The organism is Dyella subtropica, assembly GCF_026283965.1.
Classification (GTDB): domain Bacteria; phylum Pseudomonadota; class Gammaproteobacteria; order Xanthomonadales; family Rhodanobacteraceae; genus Dyella_D; species Dyella_D subtropica.
Map to the genome: position 1 here is coordinate 66,319 of NZ_JAPDPD010000011.1, position 15,199 is coordinate 81,517.

Consider the following 15,199-nt stretch of genomic DNA (forward strand, 5'->3'; position numbering starts at 1 on the left):
ATCCACACCCCGCGAACCCATGAGGTGCCGCTGGCAATCCGAGAAGCGGGTCGCCGGATAGGGCGAGGCCAAGAGCGAGATCTTTCGGTGGCGTGCTCAACTGTATCCCGTGGAGATCGATATCTTGTCACTTCGCGTTAACCGTTTCTCTGCTAGCAAAGACTTTTCGTTTTCTATGGTTGCCACAACCAAGCTGTAAAGGCCTGTTAGTCCACTCACAATAAACAATCGGAGATTGCCATGACCACGCTACTGCCAAGTCGTCTTGCCCGCCGTATCGCCATCGCGCTGAGCTTGGTTGTATCTTTCGCGGCGCTGGAGGGATGCGATACCTATAATTGCGCGCAGTGTCACAATTTCGCATTCGCGCCGGCCAAACTGGTCTATGGCCATGCCCACCTTAGCGGCTTAAACCATGTGCGAATGGGGCCGTAGGGCGGAAATATTGAGCGCATGGGCGGAGGTGGTTTGCTCCGGCCTTGGCGGGTGGAATATCCGAGCGTTTCGCGCTGCGGTTGAGGATTCTTTCGTAGGCCCTTTCCGTACCACCCATTGAACCATTCGAACCCGACGAGGACGACCATGCCGAAACGTCGCTTTGCCTATGCTTCAGCACTCGCCCGCGTACTCGTGCCGCTCATCTCGCTCACTCTGGCCGCGGCTGTCGCTGCGGCCGACACTACCGTTGCTCAGCCGACGTGCTCGGCAACGGGCACGCCGCCGCTCGAAACCGTTGAGCCCGTCACGGAGCGGCCAATCTGCAAGGACGGTCAGGTGCTGTCGTTCGATCAAAACGGCGTGACGCGCTACGCCTGCCTCAACCTGCCGCTGCACGCCGCTGGCGGGACATCGAAATGGCCAATGATCGTGTACCTGCACGGCTCGATGACCACGCCCGATAGCCTGTATCGAGCCGGCCGCGCGCTGTTCAAGTTGAGCCGCAACTATCCGTTGTCGGCGCAGGCCGGCACCCAGGGGTTCATCTTGCTGGCACCGGAAGGCCGACGGGCCCAGGCATGGGCGTCGGGTGGCCCGCATACGGGAACGGGCTTTCACTGGGACGAGTGGCAGCGCGACCCGGCGAGCAATCTTGACGTGCAAGCGATCGACCGGTTCATCGATCAGGCGGTCACGACGGGCCTCGTCGATGCGAAGCAGATCTACGTGTTCGGCTGGAGCAACGGTGCGGATATGGCGGTGCTGTACGGCGCATGGCGCGCCGACCGCATCGCAGCGGTGGGCCAGTATGCCGGCACCGATCCATGGCAGCGCACGCCTTGCCCGGTGGACATGCCGTCGGGCAGACAGGTGCCGCTTACGCTAATGCGAAATATGTGCGACGCACTCGCCACCTGTAGCGACACCAGCAGCTGGAGCAGCACGCTGGAGAAGCAGAACTGGCCTCTGCGACGTGTCAATCTGACGTTGGACGGCAAGGACGCAGGGCCGAACGCGCAGTGCGTTCAGTCGTGCGAGAAAACGCGGGGTCTGTACGAGCATATTCGTTGGCCGCAAGAAGCGGTATTGGCTGATCGGATGCTCGAGTTCTTCAAGGCGCATGCGCTGCCTTGAGGGCCTGGCTGACCGCTGGATAGCAAAGTCTGTACACGGTTAGCCAAGGCAACGACTTAGGATGTCGTGATCACATAGCTCATTTGCACTTTGACAACCAAAGCATGTGCAGCGCTCGGCCTACGGGCCACCTGGCTAGGGAATTCCAGGGCGTATTCCCTGGCTACGATCCAGGAGGTAGGCGTGAAGGGGAGGTGGTTGTCTTCTCTGGTGCTAGCGATAGCAAGTACGAAGGCGGCCTTCAAGGCGTATGATCCGCGCCGATAAACCATGGTGTGTCCCAGGAGTGCCCAAGGGGCATGCGGCGGCAGGGCCCTGGTATCGAAAAGAAGCTGATCAGGGCGGCCAAGACGCATAAAAAAGGCCGCCAAGTAAATCGAAAGATAGTGTTTCCGACAGATAATTCGAGAGTTTTCAACATGACCCCGTTCACCGATTTCCTGCTTCATACGCCCATGGCTAGGAAGAGGGCACGTGCGATGAAGCAGAATCGCCCCCGAAAATCATCGCCAGCTTCCGTCCTCTTACTCGCACTGCTCGGGCTGACCGCGCTCCCATCATCGGCGGCCGATCTTGCGTCCCCCAGTATTGACGTACTCCCTTGGCCGCGCATGCCGGCCCCCGAGTTTGGCTGCTACATGGAGAAGGCACTCGGTTACCGCGACAGCACGTTCAATTGCGCGACCCGTGCCCGCCAGTTAGCCGTTTACGAGAAGAACCACGACGCGTGCGAGCATCCAAAGGCTTTCCACGACGGCCTGGACTTTCCGGATGCGTTGGCCGCGCGAGTACACCCCTTGGCCGAACACGTCGCCCTTCAGTTTCAGGGTGGAAGCCTTCAGGAAGTCATCATTACGCTCAAGGGTAAATACAGCGAAGCCGATGTCCGCAAAGCCTTTCGCCTACCGGCAAGTGGCCAGGCAATGCCCGAAAACATCATGCGGATCGAAATCGAAGACCACAATCCGTTGCAAGGTAAGCCGCAAACCGAAACCGATGTGAGAATCGCAGGATTCGATTTTCTGGATGCCATGGATCTCTGTGGCGGTGACTGAGGGGCACCTCGAATAAACTCTCTTCGCTCGTCATTCCGGCTTTCGCCGGGATGACGAGCTTGGCGCGTAGTTTTTCGAGGTGTCCTAGAGAGGCCGACTTCACTTTTAGCTCTTGATGAACGCCAGGATGTCCGCATTGAGGACATCCGCATGGGTCGTCAGCATCCCGTGCGGAAGGCCCGGATAGATCTTCAGCGTGGCGTTCTTGAGGAGCTTGGCGGACAGTACGGCGGCATCCTTGTATGGCACCACTTGATCGTCATCGCCGTGCATGACCAAGGCCGGCTGAGTGATCTTCTTAAGGTCCTCGGTGAAATCCGTCTCGGAAAAGGCCTTGATGCAGTCGTAGTGGGCTTTGGTTCCACCCATCATGCCCTGGCGCCACCAATTGCGAATGATGCCTTCGGACACTTTGGCGCCCGGTCGATTGAATCCGTAAAACGGCCCCGACGGAATGTCGAGGAAGAATTGCGCCCTGTTGGCGGCGACCTGCTTCCTGAAGCCGTCGAAGACTTCCATGGGCGTTTCGCCAGGGTTGCTCGCGCTCTTCACCATGATCGGTGGCACCGCGCCAACCAGAACAATTTTGGCGGTTCGCTCCATGCCATGGCGCGCAACGTAGGCAGCTACCTCGCCACCGCCGGTCGAGTGCCCAATGTGGATGGCGTTTCTGAGATCGAGCGCTTCGGTCAGGGCCGCCAGGTCAGCGGCGTAGTGAACCATGTCATTGCCATCGGCCGTTTGTGTGGAACGTCCGTGACCCCGGCGATCATGGGCGATCACCCGAAAACCATGGTCGAGAAAGAACAGCATCTGGGCGTCCCAGTCGTCCGAGGACAGAGGCCAACCATGACTGAAGACAATCGGCTGACCCTTGCCCCAGTCCTTGTAGAAGATCTCGACACCGTCTTTAGTGACGATCTTCCGACTCATTTGCTGGCCATCCATCGATGGATGCCTTGGCTTTTCAGGCGTAGCCGCTTTCGCCGCGCCTTTCGAAGAAAGCAGTGGAAGTGCCGCCGAGGCGGCAGCTACCGCGCCAGCGCCGAGCACCACTTTGCGACGAGACTTGCTGACGACGTCGACTTTATCTTTGCCGCTCATGACGACCTCCTCTAGGGGTGCTCTGATCTATTCGACGTAGGCGTCAGCAAAGGGAGCACTTATCCGATCCTGACCCTGTTGAGGGTGAATCCGTTGTCCCCTGCGAGTGGGGCGTGTCAGTACCGGTCGCGCACCCATTCGCCGACGATGTCACAAGCGCCGTGTTCGAAACGTCTATGACGTATGGGCTGGCTGGGGCCAGCGTTCGCTTCTCTTCGTCGTGATCTGTTTACATTCATCCAGCAACTCATGGCAAAGATGAAGAACGCCGTGACGAAGCCAAATGGGTACGCCCGTTTCCGACCTGGTGAGTCATCGCGTCATCGCGACCCTTGACCTAAGAAGGGGCCATTCGCGCCCCGCGCCTCAACCGTCGAAAACGATTTGCAGGATGATGTCGATTTCCGATTACCCCTTCGCCGTTCTAACGCGCGCCCGATGAGGCCGGCTCGAACTAAGGAGACAGACGATGCGTGTGATGGTGCTCGTAAAGGCTACAGAGGATAGCGAAAAGGGCTTTCTCCCCACGCCCGAGGCGTTCGAGATGCTCGAGGCGATGGGCAGATTTAATGAGGAGCTGGTCAATGCCGGCATCCTGCTCGCCGCCGATGGCCTCAAGCCCTCCTCGCAGGGCAAGCGTATTGCGTTCGATGGTCACGGCCGCATGGTCATCGATGGGCCTTTCGCCGAGACCAAGGAGTTGGTCGCAGGCTTCTGGCTCTGGGAGGTCAGGGACATGGATGAGGCGGTCGCCTGGGTGAAGCGCTGCCCCAATCCCATGCCGGGGCCGAGCGAGATCGAAATCCGACCGCTGTACGAGATGGCTGATCTGCAGCGGGAATCTGACGCCAAAGGCCACGAAAATCCATGACCCGAACCTGATACGCAGATTGCTCAACGGCTCTGCAGTTGCACTCACGCCTGCGGATCCGGGTGACGGGACCGCCGTGCTCTCAGCAGGCGCGAAGAATGTTTGCCAACGAAGCGCCGCTCGAACACCAAAATTAATACAACCGGCACAAGCCTTGATGTCATGCCCGCATATGGGAGTGACATCTAAGCCGGTGCGCGTTTGGAAACCAAAGTGGGTGCAGCAGAAGGGCGTTTTGTACGCATTTTTCTGGTGATGGCAGAAAACGATCGCTTGTGCTGCTAGCACAGATTTGAGCAAGTCGTGTGTGTCATGTCGCTGGGAATCGCATGCCTGATTGTGCCGACATCAGCACCCCGCGCCGTCCATATCGTCAAGACAGCTACGACAGCGATCCCCCAGGCTGGGCTCCGCCAACAACTGCCTGGTCGGCAAGCTGTGCATAACCGTGGAAATCTGGGCGATTGACATGCCCCCGGGAATCGTTGGCGTGACCATCACTTCTTACATATGGAGAGATAGCAATGTTGCGACATTCAATTCTTCCGAGGGCATTGGCGGCCGCTTTCATGGGACTGGCCGCTGTCGGCTGGGTGGGCACGGCATCCGCCGTTGAACCAGGCCCGCTCCAAGTCGACGCAAACAGCGCTGTGGCAAGCGGCGCAAGCATCATGATTGCGGAGGGTGTCCCGTTCCAGGCGGGTGACTACGCGCGGCCGATGAATGCGGACGAGCCGATTCGCTTGAACGTTGTACTGAAAATGCGCAACAAGTTGGAGCTTCGGCAGATCGCCGAGCAAGTAAGAGCGGGCAAGAAAGCGTCGCTGACGGAACAGGAACTGGCGGCCCGTTACTTGCCGACCAGTGATGAATCACGCCGTGTTTATGACTTCCTGGCTTCGAACGGCTTCAGCAAGGTCTATATATCGAAGGACCACATGATTCTGACTGCGGTGGGTACCGCCACAAATGTGCAGTCGGCCTTCAAGACGCAGGTCTATCACCTGAGTCGCGGTACGTTGAGCGGCGTCGCCAACAGGGATCCAGTAACAATTCCGGCCGCATTGAGCGACGTGGTGAGCGCCGTGCATGGATTGCGATCGTTCAAGGAGCGTGGCGTGTCGGGTGCGCTCGCGGCATCTGTAACGAGCGGTGTTCAGGGGATGAGCAAGGCTTCACCCCGCACGCAGGCGGCGTCGGGAACCGTCGCGTGTACGGAGTGCGTGCACGCTCCGTATGATCTTCCGTCCCTTTACGGCGCAAACAACCTGGCACCCGCCAGCAATCAGGTCGTCGCCGTTATCGGGGTGGGCGACCAGAGAAATACTACTTACTTGTATCAGCAATGGGCCGACAATTACGGCTTCTCGCACACTCCCATCAGTCTCTACTATCCAACCGGATACACGCCCGGGGATTACGAGGCGCAAACCGAGGCTGTACTGGACGTCGATGCGGTATCCACGATGGGAGGATCGCTCGCCGGGATTGCTTTTTATTCCGCACCCTCGACCGATCTCGGTGATGAACTGACGGCCGTTGCGGCCGCCGTCAACGACAATCGGTCAGTGATATCGCTTTCGTTCGCCGCTACCTGCGATGCCGATATCGGGCAAGCCTTGCGTGACAGCTGGGATACGGAATTGAGTGCTGCCGTCGCAAAAAACATCACGGTATTTGCGATCACCCAGGACCAAGGTGGTTACCCGGGTTGCTCTTCCGGAAGAAGCTCAACCGGATTCCCGGGAAGTTCGCCGTACGTGGTGTCCGTCGGGGCCTCGACCCTCTACAACTCGTCCAACTCGTATTCCGCCTACGATCACGAAACCTTGTGGTCGGGAAGCGAGAGTGGTCCAGCAGCCACGGAACCGCGTCCGTACTATCAGCAAGGGGTTGCTTCGATTGTTGGGAGCAATCGCGGCACGCCGGACTTTGTCATGGATGGCGATCCAAACACCGGCTTGTGGATCGTGACCGGTGGTTACGACAATACCGGGACCTATCAAACGCAGTGGCAAGTCTACGGCGGCACCAGCCTGGCCGCGCCGCTTCTCGCCGGGACCTACGCCCGCTTGCTGCAAAATGGCGTCCCTCCGTACTTCTGGCAGCAGACGTTCTACAACATTGGCCAGGGCCAAGTGAACCACACCCCAGGCCACTGTATGAATTGCTATAACTTGCTGACCGGTGGCAGCAACGGCGCCTATACGGTCGTGCCCGGCAAGTTCAATCAGGCTTCTGGTTGGGGCTCATGGAACGCCGGTGTGTTGACGACGAGAATGCTGTACCAACGATAGATTGACGCAGCGGGGACTGGTCGTCGTTGTCGTCGCGTACCAGATGGCGACACGACGTCAGTTCATCAAGGCAAGGTGTCGATCCCGGAAAGCACGTGTTTCCGGAAGTGAATTGCCTCGGGTTTCGCGAGAGCTCCAGCTCTTGAGAGGATGGAGCCTCCGTGATGCCCGGGGCGATTTATTTCCTGGTGTGCGGTGAACTTTGCTTTGACATGGAAAGCAAAGCCTGTTCAGACCTCAATGCATCAGGCGATTGGCCGGTCGCCTTCGCAGGCTGTTGCCGCACCGTGATAACCAAAGTGCGTACAAGGAGGCTTTGGCGGAGTGAAGGAGGTCGGGTGATATCGATTTGCGTCTTGGCGTTTTATCAGCATGAAGTACAGCTCGATGAGTTGTGCATCGGTAGGCCACCTGCATGTCGTTATCGAGAGGGTGTTGGCGCCGTATCCACAAGAAACTCGCCGATGATGGTGGATACGGCTTCTGGAGCGTGTTCGAAGCTGTAGTGACCGACGCCGGCCAGCCGGTGTGTGCGGGCTGACGGAAACAGTTCCTCAAACAGCGGAAGGAAGTGGCTCGCGCCCAGTGTGCGATCGGCCATTCCCCAGATGGCAAGCGCGGGCTTCAACTTTATTTCGCGCTTTGCATCGGCATCCGGTACTTCGAAGCGATGCTCGCCACGCGCAAATCCCTTTGCCCAGCCGATGGCGCCAAGACAGTCGGTCGGTCTGGCGAAGCGCGATCCGTAGGCGCGCAACCAGGTGTCGGTGATCACGCCGGCATGCTCTAAACCATTGATTTTCATTGTGCTGAGGATGTTGAATTCGACCCAAGGCCGATAGCTAGTTCTGCGAGTGGTCCAGATTTTACGTACCTGGCACCTATGCGCGATCGACTCGGCGTCTTCACACAGCCTCGACCCCGAGCGGCCATATCAGTGGCGGCGTGGTCGTTATGATTCTTTGCTCGCGTTCTAGCAATAAAAGTCTGCTTATATCGAGTCAAGCTATGCTGTATGTCGTATCGATCTGGTGATTCTTAGGGCGAGGCAATGCATCCTGTCGACATATTTGAACTCGTGCTTGTTCTGCTCGCCGTTGTTGTCGCACTGCATTGGGTGGCGCGCCGCGTAGGCCTCCCCCCGGCCACCGCGTTGCTCGTCGGGGGAGGCGTGCTTGCGTTCGTGCCCAGACTGCCGCCGTTCGCGCTCGATCCCGCACTGATCCTGGTGCTCTTCCTTCCACCATTGCTGATGGATGGGGCGTATTTCACCGCTTTCGGCCGCTTCCGGCGACACCTTCCAGGGATACTTTCACTCGCCGTCGGCACGGTTGTATTCACCACGCTGGCGGTCGGTGTCGTGACCCATTGGCTCGTCCCCAGCCTGCCGTGGGCTGCCTGCTTTGCCCTCGGGGCCATCGTCTCGCCACCGGATGCCGTGTCGGCTCGCGCTGTGCTTCAGCGAGTGAAGCTTCCCCGACGGCTTTCGGCGCTGTTGGAAGGGGAAAGCCTGCTCAATGACGCAACCGGTCTGGTGCTCTTCCGCTTCGCCGTCGTGGCAACGCTGAGTGGCGCATTTGATGCCGGCGCGGCCGCCTTGAACTTCCTATTCCTTGCCCTCGGTGGAATCGTTGCTGGCCTCGCGGTGTCGGCGATCTGGATCTTCGTCGTTCGGCGCCTGAGCGATCAGACGCTCATCATTATGGCCAGCACGCTCATGTGCTGGGTCGCCTATATCGTCGGCGAGACAGCCCATGTTTCTGGCGTGATAGCGACGGTTGTGGCGGGGCTTGTGCTCGGCTGGTACCAGCATGTCATCTTCCCGGCGCAGGTTCGGCTTCGCGGCAGTGCCTTCTGGGAGACGATGGTGTTTGTTCTGGAAGCCCTCGTCTTCATCCTTATCGGTTTCTCGCTGCGCGACGTGCTCGATCGAGTCGGTGGGATCGAGGCTGTCTCCACCAAGATGGCCATTCCCGTCCTTGGTGTCGTGCTGACCGTTACAGCGGCACGCTTTGTCTGGATCTTTGGTATCGACGGCCTGCTCGCCGGGCTCCGAGGCATGGGATTGAAACGCGCGCGGCCGCTGGGAGTGCGACAAGCGACAGTGCTGAGCTGGGCCGGCATGCGAGGGGTCGTGACGTTGGCCGTGGCGCTCACGTTGCCCGCATCCATGCCAGGTCGGGATCTGATGCTCGTCACCGCTTTCGCCGTGATCTTCGCCACCGTTGTCATGCAAGGCACAAGCTTGGGTTGGCTGATCAACCGGGTCCGGCCGGTTGATCAGGACGCCTTGGCGAAAATGCACTTGCCCGCATCGGAGGCGGCCATTGCCCGTGCCATGGCCGAGGCTGTTGAGTTGCATGCTTACGCGCCAGACGGCACGTTGATCCATCCCCGGCTGTTGGAGGAGTATCGCAAGCGCTCGGAAGTCACGACGCGTTACGCCGCAGATGCGGACTCGTTCATGGAAAGCGTTCAGGCGCATTTCGATGTCATGCTGCTGGCACTTGCCGCTGGACGTACGGAGCTGATCCGTATCCACCGCGCGGGACTCATTGAAGACGAAGTTCTTCATGAACTGGAGCGCGATCTGGACGTGGAGGAATTGCGCATCATTCTACAGCGTGGCGATTAGTCGCCATCCAGAAATTACGCGCCGACCAGATGCTTTTTGGCGAAGTGTTTTGGCTTCACTAATGGCTGGTCAGTTGTTGATATGAGTACCGGTTGCCGGCAACGGGTAGCTTTAGTGAAGGATCTAATGTCCGCAACCCTAAGCGGACACCGCAGCAGAGGGATCCCAATGAAATGCGGCAGCTTACGGCTGGTGCTTCCAATCATGCTCACCGCGTGTGCGACGGCTCCGATAGTTGGCGGCACGTACTCAGGTTCGTACTTCTACAACTTCGAATTTGCGTATCTGACGCCAGTTGGAAAGGATGAGCGTTGGTGCGTTGACGGCGACATGTCATCTGCCGAGCTGCCCGATGGGTGGGGGACGTCAGACGTGGTGGTTCAAGGTGTTGTAGAGCCCGTCGGGCACTACGGTAACCTTGGGGCCTGTCAACGCATCATCAAAGTTACGAAGGTGCTTCAGGTCAAGGATCGGCGTGGTCGTGGTTAGCAAAACGTCCGCCTCCGACCCGAAGCAATGAGATGGACTCCTCTTCGCCGTTGACTGGTGATTCGCAACTCCAGTCTGGCACTCATTGATGCCGAGGGCGGGGATGAGTCCATATACAGACATTACGGATTGACGAGCTTCGCTGTTGTAAAGCGCCTCGATCTTAGACCGGCGTGAACCTCAGTTTTAGCGGGATCAAGACCGCATCCTTCGCTTGGTGACCTGTCACTCTTCCGCAATACCATGGCATCATCGCCTGCGACCTCTTGCCCTGAATGACTCAAGGGAACGAGGCCAACTTCAATTTTGATGTGTCGTCTAATAAAGAGCCATTGGAGCTAGTGGTATGCGCAAGGTGATCGTCCTAGTTTCCCTCTACCTGATGATTCCGCTGCTCGCCTGCGCACAGACACCGACGATTGATCTTGCCGTGCCACCGCCAACGGCGCAGCGCTTCGCCATCGTGTCTGCCACAGCAAGGCATGGCACTTCCATGCGGTGGACAGCCACCGATGGCACAAAGATGGGTCGGGAAAGCATGCTTTTACGCGGCCTCGCCAATGAAACGGATAGTGCGTCGCATGCAGGCGGTGACGGCATGTTCGATCGCGTTATCGTTCGTGGCCATACATCTTTTGGCGATGCTGCCGAAATATTCGCGATAAAAAGCGACGTGGCCACGTGGAAGAGCGCGGTGGATGCCGGCTCGGCTGCTTACCATTCGCCCGCGGAATACCTCAGCTATGGCGGCCCGTTCGATTTGCAGGCCGATTTCATCGAGGCCCTTCTCGCTAGCCCTCACAAATCGCTTTCCATGTTACCTGGCGGGCAAGCGCATGCTGTAGTACTCGCTAGTGCCTTCGTCGGCGAGGGTGCTTCAAAAAAGAAAGTGACCGCCTATGTCATCACGGGGGTCAACAATACTCCCTTCGCAATATGGGCCGATGAATTGGGCAAGATGTTTGCCCAAATCGACTCGCTATCATACATACCTGAGGGTTATGAAGGCGCGGTGCCAATGCTGCAAAAGGTGCAGGGTGACGCATTGGCTTTACGTTCGCGCGACATAGCACAGAAGTTTCTGAAAATGCCTGCAGGACCGGTCGCGTTTGTAAATGTGCGCGCATTCGTCGATGGAAACCGATTCGTCGACGGTCAAACCGTTGTGGTGGATCATGGGCTCATCACGCAAGTGGGCCAGACTGGCAGCGTCAACGTACCCAAGAATGCGTATGTCATCGATGGAGCCGGTAAAACCTTGGTGCCAGGCCTGTGGGATGCCCATCAACACATCGGCGGCGACGCCTTCGGCCCGGAGCTGCTATCCCTGGGCATTACATCCGTACGTGATCCTGGCAACGTCAATACCCTTACGCTGTCGCGCATGGCCAGACGCGCGGAGGGTGAGCTGCTGAGCCCACACGTCTACCCGTCATCGCTGATCGATGGCAAGGGCCCTTTCACGGCGCAACTGGGTAGTGTCGCCACTTCCCAGGAGCAGGCTATTGCTCTGGTGCGGCAAGCGAAAGCGGAAGGCTTTGACGCGATCAAGATCTACGGTTCGTTCAATCCTGCATGGGTGAGCGCTACGACTGCCGAGGCGCACCGCTTGGGCCTGCATGTGCATGGGCACCTTCCCTTTGGGATGCGTCCCGCGCAAGCCATTACTGACGGTTACGATGAGATTACCCACATCTTCTATGTGATCATGCAGGCCATGCCGGATTCGGTGGTATCGGCAACGGGCCTTACCCGTGTGCAAGGGACAGCACGTTATTCCAAGGATGTTGATCTTCATGCGGAGCCGATGAAATCGCTGATCGCGACGATGGCGCAACGCAATATCATCGTCGATCCGACGCTTTCCGTCGTCGAAGCTTTCTACGTCCGAAACAATGGCGACCTTTCGCCTGCGTATGCGCAGTTTGCCGGCACCTTGCCCGCGAGCTTCGAGCGTAGTTTGCGCCAGGGCGGACTAGCCGTTCCTGACGGTCTTACACGTGCCGACTATCGCGCGAGCTTTGCCAAGCTGCAGAGCCTTGTTGGCGTCCTGCACGGAGCGGGAGTGCCCATCGTCGCGGGAACGGATGGTTATGGCATGGAACTGGTGCGCGAGCTCGAACTCTACGTGGGCGCCGGATTTTCAACCACCGAAGCGCTTGCGAGCGCGACCATTGTGCCGGCGCACCTGGTGGGTGCCGACAAACGTACCGGCTCCATCGACGTCGGCAAGACCGCCGACCTGCTGCTGGTCAACGGCAACCCGCAAGCCAACATCGGCGCACTGCGCCAGACCAAACTGGTGATGATGGATGGTGTGTTGATGGATGCCGACGCCTTACGTGCGGTTGGCGGTTTTTCCGGTGCGCCTGCGGACTAGAAGTGACGAGCCAAGTAGGAATGATCGTTCGCCACGGAGATCTGCAGCCATAGCCTCGTCGTGAAGGGGGTGCATCACAGGACCGCCTAAAAAGGTCCGATCCATAGCGGACACTCACAAAGTGACTGTGGCCGGAAAGCTGTTGCTATTTGGGCTGATGCATAGAGTAGTTTGCGTGTCGAAAATCGGGCTCTCGGGACTCATCAATAGCCGACTTGATCGGATCAATCCATACAGGGGGGGGGGCGGCATGGAAATCGGACGTGAGCGAGCGTTGGTTCTCCATGGTGGTGGATCGGCCGGCCATGCGTGGGAGATCGGCATCGTCGCCGGCCTGTTCGGTGCCGGGTTGGATGTGACCGAGGCCGATTTGATCATCGGGACGTCCGCCGGATCGACGGTCGCGGCCCAGATCACTAGCGTGAGCCCGGCCGAACTGCTTGCCGCCATCCTTTCCGCGGCACCCCAGCAATCGACTGGTCCGGGCGGCCCCGGGGGTGGACGCGTTCCCATGGGGGCGGCGGCGAACCATATGGAGATAACGAGCCGAATCATCGCCACTGCTGAGGATGCGGCCGACATGCGACGCAGAATGGGTGCGGCGGCGCTCGACATGGACGCGGCCTCGGGCGGCGCCGACCAAGCGCGGTGGCGCACGGTCGTCGCCGCTCGGCTGCCCAGTCAGCACTGGCCGGAACGGCCGCTGCTCATCACGGCGGTCAATGCACATACCGGTGAACCGGCCGTATTCGACCGCCATAGGGGAGTCGACCTCGTGGACGCTGTCGCCGCCAGCACGTCCAACGGCTTCGGTGTCCCTCCCTACCGCATCGGCGACAGCCGATACATCGATGGCGGCTACCGGCGCAACGAGAATGCCGATCTCGCAACCGGATACGCACGGGTGCTGGTGCTGTCACCGTTTGGTGGCAGATCACGGCATCCGCTGGAGTGGGGCATGCAACTTGCGGCACAGGTCGACGAACTTCGCGCGGGCGGCAGCCGAGTCGAGACGATCTTCCCGGACAGCGACTCGCTCAACGCGTTCGGTGCCAACATGATGGACCTATCGACGCGTCCGCCCTCCGCTCGGGCCGGTTACAGGCAAGGCATAGCCCTTGCCGAGCAGATCATCGAATTCTGGCGTTGATGCCTGCGAAATGAGTCGACTCGGTAGGCGTGACGACCCCTCATAGGGGGTTCCCCTTTCAAAGGTGCCCGTCAAAACCAGGCCAGTTCGCAGCTAACTATCTTCGATGACTTGTCGAATGCCGGTTCGGCCGTTCGTCGACTTCGTGAAGGCAGCCGATCGGCGCCTATCACGAGTTGACTGAAACACACCCATGGCCAGGAGGAATCCCATGCAAAAAGCGAAGCGCGCCATCCAAATCATGAGCTTTGTACTGCTTGCGATGTTCGCTGCATCGCAGCAAGCGGTGTCACAGGATGCGCAGAAGCCAGGTGTAACGCCGTCCTATCCGAAAATGGCGCCGGTCGACCAATACCTCATGGCGAACCGGGATGCCGAAATAGCCCTGGCGCGCAGTGCGGCGCCGGAGTCCATTTCCCGTGACGCTACGGTCCTGGTTCTGGGGCGCAAGGGCTACGAGAAAGCCGTCGAAGGCAAGAACGGGTTTGTCTGCGTGGTGGGTAGGGGGTGGATGGGGCCGTTTGACGGGCCCGAATTCTGGAACCCGAAAGTGAGGGCTGCCGATTGTATGAACCCCCAAGCTGCACGTTCGATCGTGCCCATCTTTTATCTAACCGCCAAGATGGCGATGGCTGGCCGTTCCAAGGCGGAGATGCTGTCGTCACTCAACGCCGCGTACAAGAATAAACAATTGCCGGACTTCGAAAGCGGCGCCATGGAATACATGCTGTCGAAATCGTCGTATCTGACCGACGACGGGGACCACAACATGCCTCATCTCATGTTCGACACCCTGGTCAAGGACAGTAAGGATTGGGGTTCCGGCGCACAGGGCTCGCCGGTTATGTCCAGCCCCTATTGGTTCTTCTCTCCGGACCAACAACCCCAAATGAAAGGGTTGCCGCCCATTCTCGTGTTCTTCGTCGGAGTCGCCAATTGGTCCGACGGAACGCCTGCGGACATGCATAGTCACTGATGCCGGGAACGTTGAGAGCATCCCCGCGTGTCAGCGGACCTTCTTGGTGTCATGCCCGTAGGGGCATGACACCGAGGCCAGCGCAATCAGTGATTGAACGATCCAGTGCATTGGTCGTTGTCGCAAGTGAAATCCACTTCGGATGCTCTGCCCGCAAAGAGCGGAACACCCTGCACCGTGGCGAGCGTCTTGCCATCCTTTTCCAGCGACACCAGGTAGGTTCCGGGTAGCAGCGCGGAGAGGTTGTAGCGGCCTTTGTCGTTAGGGGACCCGTGGCGGGTAACGCCCCTGTCGCTGTGCACCGTGATGGTGCTGTCGGTTGGGGCCTTGCCCAGAATGCTGGAGCTGGTCGACTGCGCGTATGCAGCGTTAAGTGCGATGGTGCCGAATGCGCTCACGGCTATCGCCGTCATGAGCTTGAGTGCGTAGTGGCGATTTTTATGCCGGTGCCCGATGGCTGCGGACTTCTTGCTGGTTTTCATGTGGGGGCTCGAAGGTTGTGGCGCGACAAATCGATCAACCGCTCACGCAGTAGTCGGTTTGCGATCGATGTCAATAGGATCGCGGCAGTGGGGTGGCTGCCGAGGTACTTATCTTCCTTGTTGGGGAGACGTCTCTTCTTGTGACGTCTTGGTTCACACCTGATCGCCTGAATCGGTCCGTTGGGTGA

The 15,199-nt window shown here is 59.0% G+C and carries 12 protein-coding genes; 9 read left to right on the plus strand and 3 right to left on the minus strand.

The window, feature by feature from the left end:
* The first annotated feature begins 240 nt into the window (after nt 1-240).
* The 3 genes from OUZ45_RS11165 to OUZ45_RS11175 all read left to right on the plus strand — a co-directional run bounded on the left by OUZ45_RS11165 (nt 241) and on the right by OUZ45_RS11175 (nt 2,627).
* Nucleotides 241-435: a hypothetical protein gene (locus OUZ45_RS11165; RefSeq protein WP_266170143.1), complete on the plus strand. Its 195-nt coding sequence runs from the start codon at nt 241-243 to the stop codon at nt 433-435.
* Nucleotides 436-582: 147 nt separating this feature from the next.
* A complete protein-coding gene (locus OUZ45_RS11170; protein ID WP_266170144.1) occupies nt 583-1,572 on the plus strand; it encodes an alpha/beta hydrolase family protein in 990 nt (329 codons plus the stop codon).
* 299 nt (nt 1,573-1,871) lie between these two features.
* Nucleotides 1,872-2,627 (plus strand): hypothetical protein, encoded by a 756-nt coding sequence (locus OUZ45_RS11175; protein ID WP_266170145.1) that lies wholly within the window; start codon nt 1,872-1,874, stop codon nt 2,625-2,627.
* A 105-nt stretch (nt 2,628-2,732) separates the two neighbouring features.
* Here the strand turns inward: OUZ45_RS11175 and OUZ45_RS11180 are convergent, their stop codons facing one another.
* Nucleotides 2,733-3,560 carry an alpha/beta fold hydrolase gene (locus OUZ45_RS11180; protein ID WP_266170257.1) on the minus strand — a complete coding sequence of 276 codons (828 nt, stop codon included), beginning with the start codon at nt 3,558-3,560 and terminating at the stop codon, nt 2,733-2,735.
* A 640-nt stretch (nt 3,561-4,200) separates the two neighbouring features.
* On the opposite strand from OUZ45_RS11180, the gene OUZ45_RS11185 reads away from it, so the two are divergent.
* Nucleotides 4,201-4,602 (plus strand): YciI family protein, encoded by a 402-nt coding sequence (locus tag OUZ45_RS11185; RefSeq protein WP_266170146.1) that lies wholly within the window; start codon nt 4,201-4,203, stop codon nt 4,600-4,602.
* 569 nt (nt 4,603-5,171) lie between these two features.
* Nucleotides 5,172-6,899, plus strand: coding sequence for a S53 family peptidase (locus OUZ45_RS11190; RefSeq protein ID WP_266170147.1), 1,728 nt, complete (start codon nt 5,172-5,174; stop codon nt 6,897-6,899).
* Between the two features lie 421 nt (nt 6,900-7,320).
* Here OUZ45_RS11190 and OUZ45_RS11195 read toward each other — a convergent pair whose 3' ends face one another.
* The gene (locus OUZ45_RS11195; RefSeq protein WP_266170148.1) at nt 7,321-7,704 is read right to left on the minus strand and encodes an alpha/beta fold hydrolase; all 384 of its coding nucleotides are present in this window, start codon (nt 7,702-7,704) and stop codon (nt 7,321-7,323) included.
* Between the two features lie 246 nt (nt 7,705-7,950).
* On the opposite strand from OUZ45_RS11195, the gene OUZ45_RS11200 reads away from it, so the two are divergent.
* The 4 genes from OUZ45_RS11200 (at nt 7,951) to OUZ45_RS11215 (ending at nt 14,529) form a co-directional block, all read left to right on the plus strand.
* Nucleotides 7,951-9,534: a Na+/H+ antiporter gene (locus OUZ45_RS11200; RefSeq protein WP_266170149.1), complete on the plus strand. Its 1,584-nt coding sequence runs from the start codon at nt 7,951-7,953 to the stop codon at nt 9,532-9,534.
* Nucleotides 9,535-10,369: 835 nt separating this feature from the next.
* A complete protein-coding gene (locus OUZ45_RS11205; RefSeq protein WP_266170150.1) occupies nt 10,370-12,403 on the plus strand; it encodes an amidohydrolase family protein in 2,034 nt (677 codons plus the stop codon).
* Nucleotides 12,404-12,653: 250 nt separating this feature from the next.
* Nucleotides 12,654-13,553 (plus strand): patatin-like phospholipase family protein, encoded by a 900-nt coding sequence (locus tag OUZ45_RS11210; protein ID WP_266170151.1) that lies wholly within the window; start codon nt 12,654-12,656, stop codon nt 13,551-13,553.
* Nucleotides 13,554-13,764: 211 nt separating this feature from the next.
* On the plus strand, nt 13,765-14,529 hold the full coding sequence (locus OUZ45_RS11215) for a hypothetical protein (RefSeq protein ID WP_266170152.1): 765 nt from the start codon (nt 13,765-13,767) through the stop codon (nt 14,527-14,529).
* 86 nt (nt 14,530-14,615) lie between these two features.
* On the opposite strand, the gene OUZ45_RS11220 is transcribed toward OUZ45_RS11215, so the two are convergent.
* Nucleotides 14,616-15,011: a carboxypeptidase-like regulatory domain-containing protein gene (locus tag OUZ45_RS11220; protein ID WP_266170153.1), complete on the minus strand. Its 396-nt coding sequence runs from the start codon at nt 15,009-15,011 to the stop codon at nt 14,616-14,618.
* Between the last annotated feature and the right edge of the window lie 188 nt (nt 15,012-15,199).